This window comes from Histophilus somni (assembly GCF_014202395.1).
Taxonomy (GTDB): Bacteria; Pseudomonadota; Gammaproteobacteria; order Enterobacterales; family Pasteurellaceae; genus Histophilus; species Histophilus somni.
On the sequence record NZ_JACHGQ010000007.1, the window covers coordinates 1 to 23,788 of the forward strand.

Consider the following 23,788-nt stretch of genomic DNA (forward strand, 5'->3'; position numbering starts at 1 on the left):
CTCAGGGTTTTTTGTTATTTGGGATAAGGCGGGGAAGAGAGAAGAGGGAAGAGGAAACTGGGAGAAAAAAAGTAATAAGGTGATAACAAGGTAGTCATAAAAAGTAGGGTAATGAAGCAGCGTGAAGAGGTGCGGTAGGAAAATTGTTTTTTTATCGCTCTTTTTTTAGGTGATTTATTTTTAGCGATTTGCTTGACGATAAATGATGATCAGCCACTGAACGAGAAGTTACTTCTAGCACAACATTTCAAACAGAATTTTCTCTATAGATTTCATTGATAATATTTCATACCCCGACAAAAAGTCGGGGTATTACGTTTTAAATCAGCAAAGTAGCTGCTTTTATAGCAATTTCAATAGCTTTTTGTTCAGTTTTATGAATGGTTTGTTCGTTTGGAATTTCTTGTTGAGTACGGTTTACGATTACACCTGATACCATACCTGCACGCAGTCCCAAAGCTGAACACATTGTAAATAATGTTGCACTTTCCATTTCATAGTTCATGACATTCAATGCTTGCCATTGTTTTAATGAACCTTGATAATGGCGACAAACTTTTCCGCTATAGGTATCGTAACGTTCTTGTCCTGGATAGAAGGTGTCTGATGAGGCGGTAATGCCGATGTGAACACTATCTCTAGGTTCATTTGAAACAGCATGATGTAAAGCGGACATGCAATCAAAATGGGCAACAGCAGGATATTCTAGTGGAGCAAAATGACGGCTTGCACCATCAAGACGTACCGCTCCTGTGGTAATAAGAATATCTCCTACGTTGATGTGCGGTTGAATTGCACCCGTTGTACCGATTCTGAGGAAAGTTCGGATCCCCAGTTGTGCTAATTCTTCTACCGCAATAGAAACGGAAGGACCACCAATTCCAGTTGAGCAAACAACGACGGCTTTTTGACCTATATAACCCAACCAAGAAGTAAATTCTCGAGTTGAAGCTAAAAATTTCGGATTATCCAATAGACGAGCAATACGTTCTACCCTTTCAGGTGCACCTGGTACGATGGCTAACTCTGCTCCATCCAATAAGGCTTTTGTTAAGCCAAGATGAAAGACATCAGACATAAAATATTCCTTTTGTTTGTTGTAATATCTCTCAGTATAAAGCACCTCTGCAATTTCATCAATTCTTTCCTGTTGGTATAAAATATGGGAAGGTACAATATGAGTGTTAAGGTTGGACTCTAATCTTCTATAAGATTAGAATATTCCTTGAAATATAATTCCACCTGTTGGTAGAAAAATTGATTTTTTCACTGCTCTTTTTATTAGTATTTATTTTTAAAATATCGGTAAATGAGTATATCATTAGAGTATGTTTTTATATATTTTTCATATTATTTTGGACTATGGATATAAAATTACATTTAAATGCAACTACGACACCAAAAATTCGAGCTTATTTACAAAAATCAGATAAATCAGATCTTGAGTTAGCAGAACAGTTAGGCATTTCGGTTCAAACGGTACGTCGTTGGAGAAATAGGCAAGATGTTAATGATCGTTCTCATAGACCGAAAAAAATTAATAGAACTCTTTCTTTTGAACAGGAATATTTGATTTGCTACCTACGAAAATATTTCGCTTTATCTTTAGATGAACTTCTTGAAGCTGGAAGAAATCTAATCAATCAAAGAGTATCTCGAGCAGTTATTAGTCGTTGTTTAAAAAAATATGGTCTAAATATTGCTAATAAGAAAGATTTACCATCTCAAGTTGGTTGTACTTTTTTGGCAATGTTTCCCCTGCCTAAAGAGATTTCTAAAGAGGAAGATTATCTTTTTATTCTAATAGAGAAATTGACAGGATATATCAGTTGTGCTTGCTTGGACAGAAAACTACAGCGTCAACAAAGTATTATCAATTACTTTAAATCTAGTTTACCTTATGAAATTCAAGAAATTGAGTTAGCCGAAGATATTACTCATCATGCCATAGTACAGGCTTTTGCCAAAAAGACTAAAGTAGTTACGTCTACCTTAATTTTGCAAAGTGCGGTGAATTTTGAACAAGATTTTATACGGTTAGTATCAGGTTATTACACTGATAGCAGATTAGGATTTGATGCACAACTATTAAGATATGAAGAGTATCTGAATAAGCATCTTAAACGAAATCGCTTAAAAAAACTGTCCCCTTATGATTATCTTATGAAATATCGCCGGTAGGACAGTTAGTTTTTTTATTTTTTTCGATATAGCTCAATAAATTCTTTGATGATGTCCATTAACAAAACAGCATTCATTACATGATCTTGTGCATGCACCATAATAATAGTGACGGGTAGTTTCCCCTTACCTTCATCCTGTCCGATGAGTTCTGTTTGAGCGTGATGTGCTGCTAACAAAGCATCATCCGCCTGTTTAAGTAATCTATCTACTTCCTCAAACTGCTGTTTTTTAGCATGTTGTAGTGCTTCCATTAAAGCACTACGACATATTCCCGCTTGAAGAATTAAATTCATCAATTGCATTTCAAGTTGCTCACTCATTTTTCCTCCAATAAAGATAGTGCTTGTGCTAAAATTTTTTCTCCATCGGTCATGCCATAACTCATCATATCAATACAAGCGACAGGTTTGCCGAATTCTGCACCAATAGTTTGGCATTCTTGCAGCTTATAGGAAATTTGAGGACCTAATAGGACACAGTCAAAATCTTGTATTAATGAACGAAAGCTTTGCATACCCTTAGCTTCAATTTCAACGGGTAAACCCTGTGCTTCAGCTGCTTGTTTCATACGTTTAACTACTAAGCTGGTGGACATGCCTAAATCACAAATAAGTAAAATTCTTTTCATTTTTTCTCCCTATTTTGAAACATTATTTTTCAGAAATTGATAAAGTAGATGTAATGGTTTACCGCTTGAATAGATTCCTTGATCTCTAAATAAGGTTGTGCCGCTAATATCTAAATGAGCCCAAGTGCAGTCATTAACAAACCGACTAAGGAAATATCCTGCGGAAACACAAATCGCCGCATTATTTGGCGGAGTGTTGCAATAATCTGCAATATGGCTTTCCACTTGGCCGAGAAATCTATCATCACAAGGTAGTTGCCATATCGCCTCTTGTGTTTGTATTGCGGCTAAATTAAGTTGATGTAGAATTTCTGTATTATTTGTCATCACACCGGAAATATCATAACCAAGTGCTTTTACAACAGCTCCTGTTAAAGTTGCAACATCAATAATTACTGAGGGTTTTTGTTCAGCTGCGAATGATAATAAATCAGCTAAAATTAACCGCCCTTCTGCGTCTGTATTAATAATTTCAATAGTTTTTCCTGAATAAGATCGGACAATCTCTCCGGGGCGCATCGCTTTTTCATTTATCATATTTTCTGCTACACCGACAATAATACGTATGTTAATAGGCAATGAATTTTCTACAACGGTTTCAAGTAAGCCAATTAATAAGGCAGCACCACACATATCATATTTCATGGTTTTCATACCATTGCCTGTTTTTAACCATAATCCTCCTGTATCAAAAGTGATACCTTTACCAACGAAACAATAGGTCTGATTACAATCAGGGGAGCCTTGGTAATCGACTTGAATTAAAAAAGGGGGATGTAAACCGCTTTTACCTACCGCATATAGAGTATTCAAGCCGTAGTTTTGCAGATCTTCTGCATCTAAGCATCGTATGGAAAGTTGAGATTTATATGCATAACTGCTTAATTTTGTTGCAATATATTCAGGTGTCGCAATATCGCTGGGCAGATCTGAAATTTTCCTGGCTGTTAGCATACCTAATACTATTTTGCATAGTTCTAAATAATTATTCGATAGTTGCCGCTTTTGCTCCGGTGTTTCCACTATAACACCAAATTCAGGCGATGTGGCGGTCTCTTTAAAACCTAAATATTTTGGAAAGTAAGAAAGGTTGAGATAACTAATAATCAATTGTTCATTGATCTGCCGTTCTAATTTTACGGTTTCTTTTCCCCAATGTAATAAGATTCTTTGTGCATCTGAGTGTGCCATTTTTTCCATCAAAAAATGACGTATTTTCCCCATTAAGTGTGGGTTTTCAGCCACTTCTTTTTTAGAAAAAGGTAAGCTATATAAGCCGGCATTCGATATATTTCTGCCTATCTCGATTTTGCTTTCCATGTCCAGTATAGAAAGCAGAGGTTTCAAGCAGGGTTGTTGCTGTAAAAAATCTCGATCTTCTTTCCAAAAAAACAACAAAGCGTTTTTTATCTCTAATTGGGTTTGCCAATCATAAAGCGGAAATTCAATGTTCATTTTAACTCTCCATGAATGCGGTCAAGATAAGCTTGTAGCCAACTTTCTGAGGCCGGTTCATATTGTGTAATTCCATTTTCTCGTTTAGCCAGATAAATGATAGGGTTATATTGCTCTGTTGATACGACAAAGGAAAAATTATCAATATTAGTTGATACACCGAACTCTCCTTGCATATTCATACATACAACCGACAAATCTCCTGCTGTTCCGTAACGTTCTAATAATCGTATTTCTAATTCATTGATTGTCGTATCAGCAGCTTGTTGTGGTGTCATCCCCTCTTTCATTTTTCGTACAATTTCATAACTGGTGCAGCCTTTCATTAAGTCTTCCCCCAGACCTGTAGCTGTTGCCGCACCTATATGGGAATCAGCATAGAACCCTGAACCTGAGATAGGCGAATCTCCAACTCGCCCATGACGTTTCATAAATAACCCACTGGTAGAGGTACCCACACAAATATTATTATTTTTATCAAGTGCAATAATGCCCACTGTATCATGCCCGGAATATGGACTTAATCCACGACCGAGAGTCTCTTGATAGCGTTTTTCATAAAATGTTTTAACACGGGGCGTTAGCATATCTTTAGCAGGAAAGCCTTTCTTTAATGCCCATTTTTCAGCACCGTGACCTACCAAAAAACTATTAAAACGTTCATGACTTAATGCTTCGGCAACGAGAATTGGATTTGCGATATTACGCAAGCCGGCTACAGCTCCCAATGCCAGAGAAGTTCCATCCATAAAGGCAGCGTCCAATTCGACATCTCCCTCTTCATTGGGTAACCCGCCATAACCAACAGATTTATATAGAGGGTAATTTTCTACTTGTGTAACCGCAGTTAAAATTGCATCTCTTGCACTTCCTTTGTTTTTAAGTAATTCAACTGCCTGACAAAGTCCTTCAAATGCCATACGCCAAGTTGCAATCATCCCCCATCTTGAATTATTCATTTATACTTGTCCTTCTTTCATTCGATATTGCTTATCAATAATACGGAAGAATGGTAAATAAATCATTGCAGCAATGAATAAGTTGATTACTTGTATAAGTGCGCCGGAAATATGCCCAGTTACAATAAAACCACTTAAAACAGGCGGTAATGTCCAAGGGATATAAACTCCGGTTGTCGTCGCAACAATATCCAAATACATTGCAACATACTGTACTGTAGTAATAACTAAAGGTGCAAGATTGAATGGGATAAGCATAATTGGATTTAAAATAACGGGCAGACCAAATAAGACAGGTTCGTTGATGTTAAATACCGATGAGCCGGCAGCTAAACGTGACACTTTTTTAGCATGTTGGCTACGGGCAAAAATAAGCATTGCCAAGACTAAGGCGAGAGTTGAACCTGAACCTCCCATAAAGATCATATCAAAGAATTGTTCGGTAATCACATGAGGAGGTGTTAATCCATTTTGCATTGCTGCCAGGTTTTCAGCTTGATTATCTAACCAGAACGGTCGTAAGATTCCATTAACCATTGAACCTGAATTGATTCCTACTGACCATAAAATATCAATCATGAATACGGTCAGTAATGCACCGATATAAGAAGTACCAAAATGGCGAATTGGTGTAGCCAGCACGGTATATACAAATTCATGAATAGTATTATATTCAGTTTTCGAGAATAAAATCCGAATGCCTAATACTAAAATCATAATCAATAAAGCCGGTATGAGAGCTGAGAATGACTGTTGTACTGCCGGCGGTACGCCGTCAGGCATTTTGATCACAATATTTTTGCGAATGAGAAAGGCGAATAATTCGGTCCAAATGATTGCCCCAAGCATAGCAATAAATAACCCTTTTGATCCTAACCATTGTGTTGAAATAACTGAACCGATGTTTTCAACTTTAACAAAAGGAGTCAAAATAAGGAAAGCTGAGAGAGATAATATACCGGAGGAAAGTTTATCTATATTTAGACGTTCAGCGAGTCTATAGGCAACCAGAAAAGCAATAAATATAGACATTGTAGAAAAAACAGCATTAAAGGGAATTTCTATGATATTATCCCAACCCTTTCCAAAGGTTGCGCTCATGAAATCTTTATAGCTTTGAGATGGAAATGAACTAATTACCAGTAAAATAGAACCAACAATGATAAAAGGCATAAACGAAATATAAGCATCTCGAATTGCTCCTAAATGACGCTGTTGGGCTAATTTACCGGCAGTCGCCATCAATTTATTTTCAATTTGTTTAAACAAGGACATAATAACCTCCAGTAAGTAAGAAATTACAAAACTTATTGTAGGTGATTTTTGTTTGAAAAAAGTTGATAAAGATCACAAAATTAAAAAAGTATCATATGATTAATTTTATTTTAATGTAAATATTATTAGAATATATTTAATTTTTTAAATGTTTAATGATGTGATACATTTTTTGAGGTTTGTATGGATATAGAAATATGTATTGATAATATTGAGTCAGCATTAATTGCACAAAATTCAGGTGCGGATCGTTTAGAAGTATGTGGATGTTTAGCGTTAGGAGGGGTAACTCCTCCTTATAGCTTAATCAAAGAAGTATTGAGTTTATGTAAAATTCCTTGTTATGTAATGATTCGTCCCAGATCCGGAGATTTTTTATTTAATGCACATGAAATAAAAATGATGGAGCAGGACATCCACATTGCGAAACAGTTAGGAGCTCAAGGTGTTGTTATTGGAGCATTAACCGAAAACGGTGAAATTGATTTATCAATTTGCCATCGTCTAATAAGTGCGGCTGAAGGTTTGGGGGTTACTTTTCATCGTGCGTTTGATCTTTGTAGCGATCCTTATCATGGTTTAGAACAGCTTATTGAATTGGGGTGTGAGCGAGTTTTAACTTCAGGACAGCAAAGGACGGCATTTGAGGGGAGATATGTTTTAAAGACCTTGGTACAACAGGCAAAAGGACGAATTAAGATTATGGCTGGTGCCGGCGTTAATCCAAATAATGCCTTGGAATTGGTAAAAATCAGTAAAGTTGATGAATTACATTTATCAGCCAAAACTTTTCGTCAGAGTTCAATGAAAGGTAATTCCAGTGTGACGATGGGAAATAAAGCAGAAGATGATTACAAAATTTGGACAACAGATCGAAATCAAATTATTGCCATAAAGAAACTTTTCCAAGAATAGAGGGGCATAAATTTTATCTGGAGAGCGGTGAAAAAAACAAAATTTTCACCGCTCTTTTTTCATTATTCAACCAACTAATTTTGCCGTGAAAATATTACTAATAACCACAACATTTTTAGAGAAATAAGGTAGAATACGCCCCTATTTATTTTTATAAAGAGCTTTGTTTTATTTATGTTATTTGCAATTGGTCAGCGTTGGATAAGTGAAAGTGAGAATAGTCTTGGTTTGGGTATTATTACGGGACAAGATAATCGTACCGTTACCATTTCTTTTCCCGCCTCGGATGAAATGCGTATTTATGCTTTAGCAAGTGCCCCTTTAACTCGAGTATTGTTTCAAAAAGGTGATGAGATTACACACCAATTAGGTTGGAAAGCAAAAGTTGTTGATGTCATGATTCGCAATGAGTTGGCTTTTTATCTTGTGCAACGACTTGATAATAACGAAGAGATTGCCGTACAAGAAATGGAATTAGCTCACCAAATTTCTTTTAGTAAACCGCAGGATCGCTTATTTAGTACACAAATTGACCGCAATGAGCATTTTGTATTGCGTTACAAGGCACTAAAACACCAACAAGAACAATTTCAGTCCTCTTTAAGAGGATTAAGAGGAAATCGAGCCGGTCTGATTCCTCATCAATTACATATTGCACAAGAGGTAGGGCGACGTATCGCACCGAGGGTATTATTAGCCGATGAAGTCGGTTTGGGTAAAACGATTGAAGCGGGTATGATTTTACAGCAACAATTGCTTGCTGAAAAAGTTCAGCGAGTGCTAATTTTGGTGCCTGAAACTTTACAGCATCAGTGGCTTGTTGAAATGCTACGTCGTTTTAACTTGCATTTCTCTTTATTTGATGAAGAACGGTGTGCTGATTTTGATAATCCGGAAGATCATGTTGAAGCAAATCCTTTTGTTGCTGAAAACCTAATTATTTGTGCTTTAGATTGGCTTGTTCAACAACCGAAACGTGCAAAACAAGCCTTGGCGGGTGAGTTTGATTTATTGATTGTTGATGAGGCTCATCATCTCACTTGGTCGGAAGATTCGCCAAGCGTAGCTTATGAATTGGTTATGCAATTAAGTGCGGTGATTCCTGCCGTATTATTATTAACGGCGACACCAGAGCAATTGGGGCAACAAAGTCATTTTGCCCGTTTGCATTTATTGGATCCTAATCGTTTTTATAGTTATCGGGCTTTTGAAAAAGAACAGCAACAATATCAACCTGTTGCTAAAGCAGTACAAAGTCTGTTATCAGAGCATATTTTAACAGTTGAAGAACAAAATCATTTAGCAGAATTACTTAGCGAGCAAGATATCGAGCCAATGCTCAAAGTGATTAATTCTCAAGCTGATACGGAACAAAAGCAGGTTGCTCGAGGAGAATTAATGAGTAATCTAATTGATCGTCATGGAACCGGTCGCTTGTTATTTCGCAATACAAGACAAGGTGTGCAAGGGTTTCCTCATCGTATTTATCATCAAATCAAATTAGATTTACCAACACAATATCAAAATGCGATTAATGTGTTGAAGATGTTGGGGGAAATAAAAGATCCTGAGTTATTTTATCCTGAGCAAATTTTCCAAAAAATGAATGCGGATGCAACTTGGTGGCGTTTTGATCCTAGAGTGGATTGGTTAATTCATTTAGTTAAGAGTTTACGTGAAGAAAAAATCTTAGTGATTTGTCAAGATGCGATAACAGCCATACAATTGGAGCAGGCATTGCGAGAGAAGGAAGGAATTCGTAGTGCGGTATTTCATGAGAATATGTCGATTATTGAACGAGATCGTGCCTCTGCATATTTTGCACAGCAAGAAGAGGGTGCACAGGTATTACTAACTTCTTCAATCGGTTCGGAAGGTCGAAATTTTCAGTTTGCTTGTCATTTAGTGTTATTCCATTTGCCGAATAATCCCGATTTATTGGAACAATGTATTGGGCGGTTGGATCGTATAGGTCAACGTCGAGATATTCAAATTTATGTCCCTTGTTTTGCTGATACACCGCAAATTCGCTTGGCTCAATGGTACCATGAAGGTTTGAACGCATTTGAGGAAACCTGTCCAATGGGGGCTATTTTGCATGAAAAGTGCGGTGAAAAATTGACAGAATTTTTAACTTCGGACACAACGGACGATTTTCAGGCTTTTATTCAACAGACTCATCAGCAACAATTACAGCTAAAATCCGAATTGGAGCAAGGTCGAGATCGTTTATTGGAACTTAATTCCAATGGCGGTGAGCAGGCTCAACAATTAGCGAATGACATTGCGATACAAGACGGTTCAACAGAGCTCATTGATTTCACATTGAACTTATTCGATATTATTGGTGTTGAGCAAGAAGATCTTGGCGAAAAATCTATTGTCATTAGCCCGACAGGAACGATGCTTGTCCCTGATTTTCCGGGTTTAAAAGAAGAAGGGGTTACTGTTACTTTTGATCGTGATTTAGCGTTGGCTCGTGAAGATCTTGAGTTTCTTACTTGGGATCACCCAATTGTGCGTAATGGGATTGATTTAATCGTCAGTGGTGATATAGGTAAAAGTGCGGTAGCTTTATTGGTAAATAAACAATTACCTACCGGTACATTGCTACTTGAATTAGTTTATATAATTGAGAGCCAATCACCACGTGGATTACAGTTGACTCGCTTTTTACCTCCAACACCGCTACGTTTACTTCTTGATATTAAAGGGAATGATTTAAGTCATCAAATTTCTTTTCAGGGCTTGCAAAAACAACTGAAACCAATGGGTAAAAATATGGCAACAAAAGTCATTAAAATAATGCGTCCAGCGATTGAGCAATTAATTAAGCAAAGTGCAAAAAATGTAGTTGAGCAAGCTAAAATGATAATTGAACAAGCTAAACAACTGGCGGATCAATCATTGAGTGCGGAAATAAATCGATTATATGCGTTGCAGGCGGTCAATAAAAATATTCGTCCAGAGGAAATTGAACAGTTAGAAAATCAGCGTACGTTATCTCTTGAATTGCTTAATCAAGCAAATTGGCGTTTAGACAGTTTACGGGTAATTGTGAGTAATAAGGAATAACATGGCATTAATTGATTATCGTCCCCCTTTAGAACCTTATTTGGACATTGTATATCGTGATGATCATATTCTCGTGGTGAATAAACCGAGCGGCTTGCTTTCTGTATCCGGTAATCAACCGCAATATTATGATAGTGCAATGTCGAGGGTGAAAGAAAAATATGGGTTTTGTGAGCCGGCACATCGTCTAGATATGGCAACAAGCGGCATTTTGCTTTTTGCAATGAGTAAAATGGCAGATCGAGAGCTAAAACGCCAATTTCGTGAGCGTGAGCCTAAAAAACATTATCAAGCATTGATTTGGGGACATTTAGCACAAGATACCGGCTCAGTGAATTTGCCGTTGATTTGTGATTGGGAGAATCGCCCAAGACAAAAAATTTGTTTTGTTCATGGAAAAAGTGCGGTAACAAATTTTGAGGTTTTACAAAGATTCAAAAATAATATCACTCAAGTCAGATTAACGCCTATTACCGGAAGATCACATCAATTACGCTTACATATGCTTGCATTAGGACATCCAATTTTAGGCGATAAATTCTATGCACCCCCACAAGCAAAATCGCTTGCTCCACGTTTGTGTTTGCATGCGGAATTTTTACAAATAACTCACCCGCTGACAAAAGAAGTGATGCAATTTAGCACACCGGCGGATTTTCCGATTTGAGTTGCTAGCATAAATAATCAGCCCTTAATCTATATGATTACGGGCTGATTATTTGTGTTTATAAGGAACTATTGTCTATTTTTATAATACTCAATAGCTTGTGGCATTAATTTTAATAAATTCGCTTGGCGAGCATCATCGGTGGGGTGAGTTGAGATGAGCTTATCCAGCAAACCTTTTGAACCCCCGGAGGCTTTTTTCATTTTTTCCCACAATTGTGGTGCTGCTTTAGGATTGTAGCCTGATTTTGCCATCAGGAATAAGCCTACTTCATCCGCCTCTTCTTCGGCACTACGTGAATAAGGTTTATTTAAGCCCCAATCCGCAGCAAGTCCGACAATCAGTCCACTTGCGTCAGTGCCAAATTTTGTTGATAAAGCAACATGAGCAACTTGTGCAACTACATTAGTGAACGTACCCAAATTCGCTTTTTTCTTACCATGTTCTTTTAACGCATGTGCCATTTCATGCCCCATTACTGTAGCAATTTCATCATCAGTTAATTTTAAGTTGTCAACTAACCCCGTATAAAACACCATTTTGCCTCCCGGCATCGCCCAAGCATTCATTTCTTTTGATTTGATAACATTTAATTGCCATGTAAAAACTTGCCCGGTGTTGTTTTCTTTATCTGCATAAGGGCGCATTTTTTTAAAAATTTTATGTATACGTTTTGCCGTCGGTGAGCTTTTATCAACCACTCCTTTTGCTTCAGCTTGCCCGATTATCTGCACATAACTTGAGGCAGACTGTTGATTAATTGAAGATGAATCTGCACAAGCATTGAGCAGTAACACAGTAAATATGACAAAAATAATTTTTTTAATCGACATAATGATATTTAAACTATTAATAAAAAACCGCTCTTTGAGTAAGAGCGGTTTTTAGAGATTATTTTTTAGCGCGCTCGAATGATTCTAAAATTTCTTGGCGAGCCGATTCAACACCTTCCCAACCGTCAACTTTAACCCATTTACCTGCTTCCAATGCTTTATAGCTTTCAAAGAAGTGCTGGATTTGTGCTTTTAATAAAGCCGGTAGATCATCAACATCTTTAATATGATCATATTCTTTACTTAATTTTGTGTGTGGAACAGCTACAACTTTCGCATCGCCTCCCGCCTCATCTGTCATTTTTAATACACCAACTGGACGACAACGGATTACAGAACCCGGTTGTAACGGATATGGCGTTGGTACTAATACATCCACAGGATCACCATCAGAAGAAAGTGTATTATTTACATAACCATAGTTCGCCGGATAGAACATAGCGGTCGCCATAAAACGATCGACAAATAATGCCCCACTTTCTTTATCTACTTCGTACTTGATTGGATCTGAGTTTGCCGGAATTTCAATGACAACATAAATATCATCCGGTAACGCTTTACCGGCAGGTACATTTTCTAAACCCATTTTTCTTTTCCTTTTACATGTTATTGATGAATCAGATTGCGGAATTATAGCGTTATTTCTAGGGAATTGTCGAGTTATCAACAAAGAATCTTCTTACTGAAAAAAGTATTGTAAAAAAGTTTTGAACTATTATAATAGTGCAAAATTCAATTTTCAAAATGAGGATCTATTATGACAAAAAAAATCCCTTCTTTATTTGGTGGTGCAATGATTATTGCCGGAGGAACTATCGGTGCAGGAATGTTAGCCAATCCTACTTCAACTGCGGGTGTATGGTTTTTAGGTTCAACATTAATCTTAATTTATACTTGGTTTTGTATGACAACATCAGGATTGATGTTACTTGAGGCAAATCTACATTATCCTACGGGTGCCAGTTTTGATACTATTGTCAAAGATTTATTAGGGAAAGGTTGGAATTTGATTAATGGTGTGTCTGTCGCATTTGTACTTTATATTTTAACCTATGCTTATATCACTTCAGGCGGTGGGATTACGCAAGGTTTTTTTAATCAATTGTTAAGTAGTACAGAAAGTGCGGTAGATATTGGGCGTAGTTCCGGATCGCTTATCTTTTGTATTGTGCTGGCAGGGTTTGTATGGTTTTCCACGAAAGCTGTTGATCGTTTCAGTGTGGTATTAATTGCAGGAATGGTCATTTCCTTTTTCCTCTCTATAACCAATCTGGTCGGTTCGGTAAATACAGAAGTATTGCTAAATGCTGTACAAGGTGAACAACAATATTTGCCTTATGCGTTGGTGGCGTTACCTGTTTGTTTGGTTTCTTTTGGCTTTCATCAAAATGTTCCCAGTTTGGTGAAGTATTATGATCGCAATGCAAGTCAGGTTTTAAAAGCGATTTTCATAGGTACAGGCATTGCATTAGTGATTTATATCTTGTGGCAGTTGGCTATTCAGGGAAATTTACCAAGAGCTGAATTTATGCCAGTCATTGAAAAGGGCGGTGATATTTCAGCATTATTAGACGCATTAAGTAAATACTTACAAACAGATTATATAGCACTTACACTGAAATTTTTTGCTTATATGGCAATTGCAAGTTCATTCTTAGGTGTAACGTTAGGGTTATTTGATTATATCGCTGATTTATTTAAATTTGATGATAGTGTTGCTGGACGCACTAAAACAGCGTTAATTACGTTTTTACCGCCATTATTATTGAGCTTACAATTTCCTTACGGCTTTGTATTAGCCATTGGTTATGCTGGTTTAGCAGCAACAATCTGGGCGGTAATTGTACCGGCTTTATTAGCGAAAGCCAGTCGTAAGAAATTCAAAAGTAGCAGTTTTACCGCTTACGGTGGAAATTTTATGATATATTTCGTCATCGCATTTGGTTTATTAAATATCTTCGCACAACTTGCAATGCAGTTCGGTTTTTTACCGGAGTTTAGAGGCTAAATAGCTTGAAAAAGTAAGAAAAATAATTATCTTGTTAATGTATGCTTTATTTGGCACCCACTGTAGATACGTGGGTGCTTTTCTGTAAATTTTCCTAGTATTAGCTTTGATTTGTTTGCTATAGTAGGCACAATTTTTAGGGAGTATTGTAGGATAAAAATGGCAGAAAAAATCATTATTGCTGAACATCAGTTTATGCGTACGATTTCTCGTATTTCCCATGAGATTATCGAAAAACATCAGTCGCTTGATGATATTGTGATTGTTGGCATTAAACGCCGAGGTGCTGAACTTGCCGAGTTAATAAAGCGAAAAATTATAGAGTTCAGTGGAATTGAATTGCCCTCTATTGATTTAGATATCACTTTTTACCGTGATGATTTAGAGTATGTGGATCAACAGCACCAGTTGCCTGTTTATAGTGGAGCATCCAATTATATTAATATCCAGAATAAAACGGTGATTTTAGTTGATGATGTATTGTTTACTGGTCGTACCATTCGAGCCGCACTTGATGCTTTAGTTGATTTTGGTCGAGCGGCTAAAGTGGAATTAGTGATTTTTGTCGATCGTGGGCATAGAGAATTACCAATTCGTGCCGATTACGTCGGGAAAAATATTCCCACAAGTCGTAGTGAGCAAGTTCAGGTTCGCACAATGCAATTTGATGATCGTTATGAAGTTGCCTTGGTCACAAAATAACATTTGTGAACCTTTTGCAAAATTGCTACTCTAATGAACAAATTTACAAACGTCTTACAGAATGAAAAAGCGGAATAAAAAAATGAAAGTATTTAATTTCAAAGCAGTGTTGTTTTCAATAATTGGTCTACTTAGCATTACGATAACAGCACAGGCGGCTGAAAGGGTAGTGGCTACCGTTGATGGGAATCCTATTTTAGAAAGCCAAGTAAAAAAGGTGTTGGGAAAACGAGCAAATAATGAGGAAAATCGTCAAATAGCTTTGAATAGTATTATTGATGATTTACTAGTACAAAAAGCTATTCAAGAGTTAGGAATCAAGGTTGCTCCAGCACATGTAGATAGTGTTATCGAAAATATTGCCGCACAAAATGGATTAACCTTTGGACAGTTTCTTGATGTCTTAGATTATCAGGGCATTAATTATCAGGCGTATCGTCAACAGATTGCCTATCAGATTTTAATATCTGAAGTGCGTAATCAAGCCATTGGCAGTAGTGTGAATGTTACTCGTGAAGAAATTCAAGACTTAGGACTAAAACTATTTAAACAAGCGAAAAAACAAGGAAAAGAGAAAAAAGTAACCGCACCTGAATATAATGTACGGCATATTTTGTTAAAATTGAATCCTCTGCTGAATGATGCACAAGCCAAAGCAAAATTAACTCAAATTCGTGCAGATATTTTGGCGAATAAGATAACTTTTGCGGATGCCGCCTTGAAATATTCTAAAGATTATCTTTCCGGTGCAGATGGTGGAAGTTTAGGTTTTATGTTCCCTGAAGCCTATGTTCCAGAGTTTGCCAAGGTTATCAGAACATCTAAAAAAGGTGTGATTTCGACACCATTCAAAACAGAGTTTGGTTGGCATATTTTAGAAGTAACGGATATTCGCAATGCGGATATAACGAGAGAAGCTTATATGCAAGAAGCATATCAACAAATTGTGAATCAACAATTGCAAGAGGCATCAGGCGACTGGATAAAGGCTTTGCGTAAACGAGCACATATTCAATATTTTAATTAATTATGAGATCCCGACGCAAAGTCGGGATTTTTGTTTTATAATACCGCCAATTTTTTAGCATTCACACTTTCACTTATGAAGTCAAAAACACATTTAGGACATACTGCTCGTAAACGTTTTGGGCAAAATTTCTTGCATGACAATAATATTATTCAAAATATTGTGATGGCAATTTATCCACAAAAAGAACAATTTCTTGTTGAGATTGGTCCCGGTTTAGGTGCGTTGACTGAACCGGTTGCCGAAAAAGTAGAGCGTTTAACGGTTATTGAGTTGGATCGTGATCTTGCTGAACGTTTACGCCATCATCCATTTTTACATCAAAAATTAAATGTGATTGAATATGATGCAATGCAATTTAATTTTGAACAGCTTTATATTGATGAAAACTTGGCTGAGAAAAATCAGAAGTTACGTGTATTTGGTAACTTACCTTACAATATTTCAACACCTTTGATGTTTCATCTTTTCAAATATCATGCAATTATTCAAGATATGCACTTTATGTTGCAAAAAGAGGTCGTTAAACGTCTTTGTGCAGCACCAAACAGTAAAGCTTATGGTCGTTTAACTATCATGGCACAATATTTTTGCCAAGTATTACCGGTTTTAGAAGTTCCTCCGACCGCATTTAAACCTGCACCTAAAGTTGAATCGGCTGTTGTGCGTTTAATACCACATAAAGAATTACCTTATCCGGTGAAAGATTTGTACTGGTTAAATCGTGTGACTACACAAGCCTTTAACCAGCGTCGTAAAACTTTACGTAATGCTTTATCAACCTTATTTTCGGCGGAAAAATTAACCGCACTTGCAATTGATTTAGAGGCACGAGCCGAAAATTTATCTATTGCTGATTATGCAAGATTGGCAAATTATTTAGCGGATAATCCGCCAACAGAAGATCTGCAATCGGAGTAAAAATCCAAGACAAAACTGCAAGAGTTAAGATAATAATCAATGACAACATTATGGCAACTTATTTAGTCGGTGATTTACAAGGCTGTTATGACGAATTACAGCTTTTGTTAGAGACGGTTCAATTTAATCCTGTACAAGATAAACTTTATCTTGTTGGTGACTTAGTAGCACGAGGCGATAAATCCTTAGAATGTTTGCGTTTTGTAAAATCTTTAGGGGCGGCGGCACAAATGGTGTTGGGCAATCACGATTTGCATCTGATTTCAACCGCACTTGGTATTAAAAAAGTAAGTTTACAAGACCATGTCGAAGCGATTTTTACAGCACCGGATTTTGTTGAATTAATTGATTGGTTGCGACATCAGCCTTTGCTTGTCCATGATGAAAAATGTGATTTTGTCATGAGTCATGCGGGCATTTCGCCTGACTGGGATTTGGATACCGCAAAATCTTGTGCAAGAGAAGTTGAAAATGAATTACAACATGGTGATTACCATTATTTAATCAGCAATATGTATGATAACCAACCTGATCGTTGGTCTGCCGATCTGCAAGGTTTGCAACGTTTACGTTATAGTATCAATGTATTTACTCGAATGCGTTTTTGCTACAGGGATCATCGCTTAGATTTCGCTTGTAAAGCGTCAGTAGAAAAAGCACCGCAAGAACTTATCCCTTGGTTTAACTTGAATAATCCGTTGTTTAAAGTACAAAATTTGGTTTTCGGACATTGGGCAAGTTTAGTGGATACACCGACACCGGCGAATATTTATGCCCTTGATACAGGTTGTGTTTGGGGTAACCGTATGACGATGTTACGATGGGAAGATAAACAGTATTTTGTTCAAGGAGCATTGAAAGATTATTTTTAGAGTGGCAACAGTGCAATATTATGTCGTGTGCAATAATCTGAATAACAGAGAACTGTAGTGCGGTGCGGTTCATATAACAATATATGCTAAGTGTGCGGTTGTATTGTGAGTAACGATTTTTCCTTGTCGCCGCTCAAGAATTTCCCTGTTCATTTCTCCGGTTTTAGGCTATCCTATAGCACATTTTCTATATCCAATTTGCACCGCACTTTCCATTATGAATAAGTCTTTTAGTAAGGGGTTTAGCGGAAAAAGTGCGGTAATTTTTCATATAAAAGGTAATATTATGCAAGAACAATATCGTCCTGATCTTATCGAAGCAGACGTACAGAAATATTGGGCTGAAAAGAAAACATTCAAAGCCGTTAAAGATCCTTCCAAAGAAAAATATTATTGTCTTTCCATGTTTCCTTATCCTTCCGGTCGTTTACACATGGGGCATGTTCGTAACTATACCATTGGCGATGTTATCTCCCGTTATCAACGAATGAACGGTAAAAATGTTTTACAGCCTATGGGCTGGGATGCTTTTGGGTTGCCAGCAGAAGGTGCGGCAATTAAAAATAAAACCGCACCGGCAAAATGGACTTATGAAAATATCGAATACATGAAAAATCAGCTTAAAGTGTTGGGCTTCGGATTTGACTGGGATCGTGAAATTACCACTTGTAAACCTGAATATTATAAATGGGAGCAATGGTTTTTTACTGAGTTGTACAAAAAAGGATTGGTTTATAAAAAAACCTCAACAGTAAACTGGTGTCCGAATGATGAAACCGTTTTGGCAAATGAGCAAGTACATGAGGGGTGTTGTTGGCGTTGCGATACCCCTGTGGAGCAAAAAGAAATTCCGCAATGGTTTATTAAAATTACGGACTATGCTGAACAATTATTAAGTGATTTAGATCAGCTTCCTGAATGGCCGGATATGGTAAAAACTATGCAACGTAACTGGATAGGTCGCTCCGAAGGGGTTGAAATTACCTTTAACGTTGATCATTCAGATCAAACCTTAACAGTTTATACAACCCGCCCGGATACTTTCTATGGTGTTTCTTATTTAGCGGTTGCGGCGGCACATCCGTTAGCTGAAAGTGCGGCAAAAAATAATCCTGAATTGGCTGCTTTTATTCACGAGGCAAAAAATACCAAAGTGGCTGAAGCGGAACTTGCCACAATGGAGAAAAAAGGCATGGCAACAGGATTGTATGCCGTTCATCCGATGACAGGTAAACAGTTACCGATTTGGGTAGCAAATTTTGTGTTAATGCACTACGGTACAGGTGCGGTTATGGCAGTTCCTGCACATGATCAACGTGATTATGAATTTGCACAAAAATATCAATTGCCTTTATTCCCCGTGATTAAGCCGGCGGATAATTCTGCATGGGATTTTTCAAAACAGGCTTATACTGAGCATGGTATCACTATTAATTCTGCTGAGTTTGACGGTTTGGATTTTGAGGCAACCTTTAACGGTATTGCGGATAAACTTGAAAAAATCGGTGTAGGAAAACGTCAAGTAAACTATCGTTTACGTGACTGGGGAGTTTCCCGTCAACGTTATTGGGGAGCACCAATTCCAATGCTGACACTGGAAAATGGTGATGTCGTAGTTGCCCCATTACAGGACTTACCAATTGTTTTGCCGGAAGATGTAGTCATGGACGGAGTAAAAAGTCCGATTAAGGCTGATCCTGAATGGGCAAAAACCACTTATAACGGACAAGTAGCATTAAAAGAAACGGATACCTTTGATACTTTCATGGAATCTTCTTGGTACTATGCACGCTATACCTCTCCACAATATCAACAAGCGATGTTAGATGCAGATGAAGCGAATTATTGGCTACCGGTGGATCAATATATTGGTGGCATTGAACATGCAACCATGCACCTATTATATTTCCGTTTCTTTCACAAATTGTTGCGAGATGCCGGTTTCGTAACTTCTGATGAGCCAAGCAAAAAATTACTGTGTCAAGGTATGGTACTTGCAGACGCATTTTATTACACCAGCCCAACCAATGAGCGTATTTGGGTATCGCCGACAAAAGTAACGTTAGAGCGTGATGAGAAAGGTCGTATTATCAAAGCTGTTGATGATGAAGGTCACGAGCTTGTTCACAGCGGTATGACCAAAATGTCTAAGTCCAAAAATAATGGTATTGATCCGCAAGAAATGGTGGAGAAATACGGTGCAGATACAGTCCGTTTATTTATGATGTTTGCTTCACCGGCAGAAATGACACTCGAATGGCAAGAGTCAGGAGTAGAGGGGGCAAATCGTTTCTTACGCCGCCTATGGAATTTAGTTTTTGAATACAATCAAAATCCGGCACAAACCGCATTAGATCCTACCGCTCTTTCAGTCGAGCAAAAAGCATTGCGTCGTGATGTACATAAAACTATTGCAAAAGTGAGCGATGATATTGGTCGTCGCCAAACATTCAATACTGCAATTGCGGCAATCATGGAATTAATGAATAAACTCACCAAAGCATCATTATCCAATGAGCAAGATCGTGCAGTAATGGCAGAAGCATTGAATGCCGTTGTGCGTATGCTTTATCCGATTACACCACATATTTGTTTCCAACTTTGGCAAGACTTAGGTAACGAAAGTGCGATTGATTTTGCACCTTGGGTGATAGCCGATGCTGAAGCTATGGTTGAAGATGAAAAATTGGTTGTGATACAAGTAAATGGTAAAGTTCGTGCTAAAGTAACCGTTCCTGCTGATATGTCGGAAGATGAAATTAAACAAGTTGCTTTAGCAGAAGAAAATGTACAAAAATTCTTGAATGGTTTAACTGTAGTTAAGACCATTTATGTACCGGGTAAATTATTTAGCTTTGTAGCAAAATAAGAAAACATAACCGCACGTGAAAGTGCGGTTCAATTTAGGGGAGTTTTTATGTTCAAAAAAATTAAAATAGCATTACTGGGCGTTGGCATTTTGCTTATTAGTGCTTGTGGATTTCATTTTCAAAATGGTGAATTAATTCCATATGAATTAAGAACATTGGTACTGGAAAGCAACGACCCTCACAGTAAAATGTCAATTGCACTACGTCGTCAATTACAAGCTAACAATGTGAGTATCGTTGATAATCAAAATAATGTCACTGTTTTGCGTCTAAATAGCACAAAAAATACTGAGCAGGTAGCCTCAGTTTTCAAGCGAGGTTATGAAGCAGAGAAAATTTTAACCTTAGAAGTATGGGCAACAGTGAGTTTACCGAATAAACAAAGCTATCCGATTTTTGCTAATGTCAACCGCACTTTCTTTGATAATTCTCGTGCCGCATTAGCAAAATCAGCAGAGAAGGAGATTATTTGGAATGATATGCGTGAACAGGCAGCCCGCCAATTAATTGGCAAAATGATTGCATTACAAACGCAACTTCAAGGTAAATAATGAACCGCATCTTTTCCGAACAGCTCCAATTATCACTCAATAAACGGTTGTCCACTGTGTATTATTTGGTTGGACAAGATCCTTTATTGCTGACTGAGAGCCGAGATGCAATTGTACAGACTGCGATATTACAAGGGTTTGATGAAAAGTTAGAAATTACTGTAGATAATACCACTAACTGGCGTTCTATTTTGGAACAGGCTCAATCTATCGGGTTATTCTTTAAGCGTCAAATGCTGATTTTAACTTTACCTGAAAATCCGACCGCACTTATACAGCGGAATTTACAAGAACTGATAACGTTACTTCATACCGATATCTTACTGATTTTACAGATGGCGAAACTTACTAAGCCAATGGAAAAACAAACGTGGTTTGAATTAGCAGGACAAAAAGAGCCTCAAGCTGTGTTAGTGAATTGCCAAACACCGACTGTCGACCAATTGCCTCGTTGGATCAGTCAGCGTGCATACAGTATGAAATTAGAGATTGTGCCGGAGGCGATAAATCTGCTTTGTTATAGCTATGAGAACAATTTACTTGCTTTAAAGCAGGTTTTACAATTGCTTGATTTGCTTTATCCGGATCATAAATTGACCTTTAATCGAGTGAATTCGGTCATAGAGCAATCTTCCGTATTTACCGTATTTCAATGGATTGATACGTTGTTAGAGGGAAAATTAGAGCGGGCAGTGCGAATTTTACAAGGGTTAAAAGCAGAAGATGTACAACCGATAATTTTGTTACGTGCTTTACAACGAGAGCTACTCACGATTTTACAATTGACCCAACCACAACAGCATATCGCTAATATTGACATTCCGCTGGTGAGTTCACAATTAAAAGAACGGTTTGATCGCTTAAAAGTATGGCAAAATCGACGTCCTTTTTTTATCCAAGCGATACAACGTATGACTTACCGAAAGTTGTATATGATAATTCAGCAACTTGCTGATTTAGAAAGAAAAACCAAGGCGGATTTTAGTCATGATATTTGGAATGAATTAGATAATTTATCTGCAAAAATTTGCTGTTTTTAGTTGAATTCACAAAAAATTTAGGTTTATTCCATATCTCTACTAACGCTTTTTCTTGGATTCATCATTTTTTGTACAAAATATCCGTTATAATTCGTCAATTAAAAAAGTTAATACATAGGAAGAAAAATGATACGTTTTGAAAATGTGAGTAAAGCCTATTTGGGCGGTAATCCTGCTTTGCAAGGACTCAATTTTCATTTACCTATAGGGAGCATGACTTACGTTGTGGGGCATTCCGGTGCAGGGAAAAGTACCCTATTAAAGTTAATTATGGGCATGGAACGAGCAAATGGCGGTAAAATTTGGTTCAATGGGCATAATATTACACGTTTATCTAAATATGAAATTCCTTTTCTACGCCGTCAAATTGGCATGGTTCATCAGGATTATCGTTTAATCACGGAGTATACCATTGCTGAAAATGTTGCACTTCCTTTAATTATTAGTGGTATTCATCCTAAAGAGGCTGAAACTCGAGCATTGGCTGCTTTAGATCGTGTTGGTTTGCGTGAGCGTGCGAAACATTACCCTGTTTATTTATCGGGTGGTGAACAGCAACGAGTGGATATTGCTCGTGCTATTGTGCATAAACCTCAATTATTATTAGCCGATGAACCGACGGGAAATTTAGATATCAAATTATCGCTGGGTATTTTTAATTTATTTGAAGAACTTAATCAATTAGGCATGACGGTGTTAATTGCTACTCATGATTTAACACTTGTCCAGCAGAAACCGAAGCCTTGTTTGGTTTTGGAAAATGGTTATTTACGTTAAGGAAAGGTTATGGCTCATCGTCCTATTTATGCCTCTTGGTGCGTGCAGGTACATTATGTACTGAAAGCAGTGTTGGCAGGGTTAATCAAGAAAAAGTATTCAACTTTAATGACTATTTTAGTTATTGCGGTTTCGTTAACTATTCCAACCGTTAGCTATTTGTTGTGGAAAAATTTATATCATGCAACGACAAAATTTTCTCCTAAAACTGAATTCACGCTATTTTTGCATAAAAATCTATCGGAAACAGATGCCAATATTGTTGTAGAGAAAATACGTCAGCAAGAGGGCGTAGAAAGTTTAAATTATATTTCTCGAAAGGAAAGTTTAAACGAATTTCGTCATTTTTCCGGCTTTTCTGAAGGATTGGATATTCTGGATGATAACCCGCTTCCTGCTGTTGTAATGATTAAACTTACTCAAGAATACAATGAAAATACTAAACGCCATCAACTGCGTGAAAATCTTTTTAAGATTAAGGGAGTGGATGATATACGTTTAGATAATGAATGGTTAGAAAAATTGACCGCACTTTCTTGGCTAATCGCACATATTGCGATATTTTGTGCCGTATTGATGGTGTGTTCAGTATTTTTAGTAATTGGAAATAGTATCCGATCTGATGTATATAGCAGCCAAGCGAATATTGAAATTATGAAATTACTAGGTGCAACAGATCAGTTTATTTTACGTCCTTATCTTTACACCGGCATGATTTATGCAATATTAGGTGCGTTATTTGCCGGTATATTTAGTGCCGCACTCATTGGTTATTTTACAAGTGCGGTTAAATATGTCACTGATATTTTTGCAGTCAGTTTTACGTTGCAAGGAATTACTATCATTGAGTTATTGTTTTTATTTGTTTGCTGTACATTAATGGGCTATTTAAGTGCTTGGCTCTCAGCAAGTCGTTATATGAATTTGTTACATAAAAATATTAGATAAAAAGCAGAAAATTTAAAATTCTTCGCTTTTTTATTAAAAAAACTTGATTTTATCTTAAATGTTCTGTAATTAACTGAGATA

Annotated in this window: 22 protein-coding genes; 14 read left to right on the forward strand and 8 right to left on the reverse strand. The window is 37.1% G+C overall.

The window, feature by feature from the left end:
• Positions 1–319: 319 nt before the first annotated feature.
• Complete coding sequence (gene udp, locus HNR69_RS05610) at positions 320–1,078, reverse strand: uridine phosphorylase (protein ID WP_075294418.1); 759 nt, start codon at positions 1,076–1,078, stop codon at positions 320–322.
• A gap of 284 nt (positions 1,079–1,362) precedes the next feature.
• On the opposite strand from udp, the gene HNR69_RS05615 reads away from it, so the two are divergent.
• Positions 1,363–2,181, forward strand: a complete 819-nt coding sequence (locus tag HNR69_RS05615) for a helix-turn-helix domain-containing protein (RefSeq protein WP_075294419.1) — start codon at positions 1,363–1,365, stop codon at positions 2,179–2,181.
• 14 nt (positions 2,182–2,195) lie between these two features.
• Here HNR69_RS05615 and HNR69_RS05620 read toward each other — a convergent pair whose 3' ends face one another.
• The 5 genes from HNR69_RS05620 to celB are packed head-to-tail and all read right to left on the reverse strand — an operon-like array spanning position 2,196 to position 6,501.
• Positions 2,196–2,504 (reverse strand): PTS lactose/cellobiose transporter subunit IIA, encoded by a 309-nt coding sequence (locus tag HNR69_RS05620; RefSeq protein ID WP_075294420.1) that lies wholly within the window; start codon positions 2,502–2,504, stop codon positions 2,196–2,198.
• On the reverse strand, positions 2,501–2,812 hold the full coding sequence (locus HNR69_RS05625; RefSeq protein WP_012341291.1) for a PTS sugar transporter subunit IIB: 312 nt from the start codon (positions 2,810–2,812) through the stop codon (positions 2,501–2,503). Before HNR69_RS05625 ends, HNR69_RS05620 begins: the two co-directional genes overlap by 4 nt.
• Positions 2,813–2,821: 9 nt before the next feature.
• A complete protein-coding gene (locus HNR69_RS05630) occupies positions 2,822–4,267 on the reverse strand; it encodes a M17 family metallopeptidase (RefSeq protein ID WP_075294421.1) in 1,446 nt (481 codons plus the stop codon).
• Positions 4,264–5,226 (reverse strand): glycosylasparaginase, encoded by a 963-nt coding sequence (locus HNR69_RS05635; RefSeq protein ID WP_075294422.1) that lies wholly within the window; start codon positions 5,224–5,226, stop codon positions 4,264–4,266. Before HNR69_RS05635 ends, HNR69_RS05630 begins: the two co-directional genes overlap by 4 nt.
• A complete protein-coding gene (celB, locus tag HNR69_RS05640; RefSeq protein WP_087437298.1) occupies positions 5,227–6,501 on the reverse strand; it encodes a PTS cellobiose transporter subunit IIC in 1,275 nt (424 codons plus the stop codon).
• Positions 6,502–6,684: 183 nt separating this feature from the next.
• Between celB and HNR69_RS05645 the strand changes: the two genes are divergently transcribed.
• The 3 genes from HNR69_RS05645 (at position 6,685) to rluA (ending at position 11,158) form a co-directional block, all read left to right on the forward strand.
• Positions 6,685–7,416 (forward strand): copper homeostasis protein CutC, encoded by a 732-nt coding sequence (locus HNR69_RS05645; RefSeq protein ID WP_075294424.1) that lies wholly within the window; start codon positions 6,685–6,687, stop codon positions 7,414–7,416.
• 174 nt (positions 7,417–7,590) lie between these two features.
• Positions 7,591–10,491 carry an RNA polymerase-associated protein RapA gene (gene rapA / locus HNR69_RS05650; protein WP_075294425.1) on the forward strand — a complete coding sequence of 967 codons (2,901 nt, stop codon included), beginning with the start codon at positions 7,591–7,593 and terminating at the stop codon, positions 10,489–10,491.
• Position 10,492: 1 nt separating this feature from the next.
• Positions 10,493–11,158, forward strand: a complete 666-nt coding sequence (rluA, locus tag HNR69_RS05655) for a bifunctional tRNA pseudouridine(32) synthase/23S rRNA pseudouridine(746) synthase RluA (protein WP_075294426.1) — start codon at positions 10,493–10,495, stop codon at positions 11,156–11,158.
• A gap of 68 nt (positions 11,159–11,226) precedes the next feature.
• Here the strand turns inward: rluA and HNR69_RS05660 are convergent, their stop codons facing one another.
• Positions 11,227–11,991, reverse strand: a complete 765-nt coding sequence (locus tag HNR69_RS05660; RefSeq protein ID WP_075294427.1) for a M48 family metallopeptidase — start codon at positions 11,989–11,991, stop codon at positions 11,227–11,229.
• 58 nt (positions 11,992–12,049) lie between these two features.
• Positions 12,050–12,577 carry an inorganic diphosphatase gene (gene ppa / locus HNR69_RS05665; RefSeq protein ID WP_011609664.1) on the reverse strand — a complete coding sequence of 176 codons (528 nt, stop codon included), beginning with the start codon at positions 12,575–12,577 and terminating at the stop codon, positions 12,050–12,052.
• 168 nt (positions 12,578–12,745) lie between these two features.
• On the opposite strand from ppa, the gene HNR69_RS05670 reads away from it, so the two are divergent.
• From HNR69_RS05670 to ftsX, 10 genes are all read left to right on the forward strand, one after another.
• Entirely contained in the window at positions 12,746–13,999 is a 1,254-nt protein-coding gene (locus HNR69_RS05670) for an aromatic amino acid transporter (RefSeq protein ID WP_178384278.1), read from the forward strand.
• Between the two features lie 159 nt (positions 14,000–14,158).
• Positions 14,159–14,701 (forward strand): bifunctional pyr operon transcriptional regulator/uracil phosphoribosyltransferase PyrR, encoded by a 543-nt coding sequence (gene pyrR, locus HNR69_RS05675; RefSeq protein WP_075294429.1) that lies wholly within the window; start codon positions 14,159–14,161, stop codon positions 14,699–14,701.
• Positions 14,702–14,783: 82 nt separating this feature from the next.
• On the forward strand, positions 14,784–15,728 hold the full coding sequence (locus HNR69_RS05680) for a peptidylprolyl isomerase (RefSeq protein ID WP_041604998.1): 945 nt from the start codon (positions 14,784–14,786) through the stop codon (positions 15,726–15,728).
• Positions 15,729–15,803: 75 nt separating this feature from the next.
• On the forward strand, positions 15,804–16,649 hold the full coding sequence (rsmA, locus tag HNR69_RS05685; RefSeq protein WP_011609705.1) for a 16S rRNA (adenine(1518)-N(6)/adenine(1519)-N(6))-dimethyltransferase RsmA: 846 nt from the start codon (positions 15,804–15,806) through the stop codon (positions 16,647–16,649).
• Between the two features lie 50 nt (positions 16,650–16,699).
• Entirely contained in the window at positions 16,700–17,521 is an 822-nt protein-coding gene (gene apaH / locus HNR69_RS05690) for a bis(5'-nucleosyl)-tetraphosphatase (symmetrical) ApaH (RefSeq protein WP_075294430.1), read from the forward strand.
• Positions 17,522–17,807: 286 nt separating this feature from the next.
• Positions 17,808–20,390, forward strand: a complete 2,583-nt coding sequence (leuS, locus tag HNR69_RS05695; RefSeq protein ID WP_075294431.1) for a leucine--tRNA ligase — start codon at positions 17,808–17,810, stop codon at positions 20,388–20,390.
• Positions 20,391–20,438: 48 nt separating this feature from the next.
• Positions 20,439–20,942 carry an LPS-assembly lipoprotein LptE gene (locus HNR69_RS05700; protein ID WP_075294432.1) on the forward strand — a complete coding sequence of 168 codons (504 nt, stop codon included), beginning with the start codon at positions 20,439–20,441 and terminating at the stop codon, positions 20,940–20,942.
• Entirely contained in the window at positions 20,942–21,982 is a 1,041-nt protein-coding gene (gene holA, locus HNR69_RS05705) for a DNA polymerase III subunit delta (protein ID WP_075294433.1), read from the forward strand. Before HNR69_RS05700 ends, holA begins: the two co-directional genes overlap by 1 nt.
• Before the next feature lie 126 nt (positions 21,983–22,108).
• On the forward strand, positions 22,109–22,759 hold the full coding sequence (gene ftsE / locus HNR69_RS05710; protein WP_012341308.1) for a cell division ATP-binding protein FtsE: 651 nt from the start codon (positions 22,109–22,111) through the stop codon (positions 22,757–22,759).
• Between the two features lie 9 nt (positions 22,760–22,768).
• Positions 22,769–23,707 carry a permease-like cell division protein FtsX gene (gene ftsX, locus HNR69_RS05715; RefSeq protein ID WP_075294434.1) on the forward strand — a complete coding sequence of 313 codons (939 nt, stop codon included), beginning with the start codon at positions 22,769–22,771 and terminating at the stop codon, positions 23,705–23,707.
• Positions 23,708–23,788: the final 81 nt, after the last annotated feature.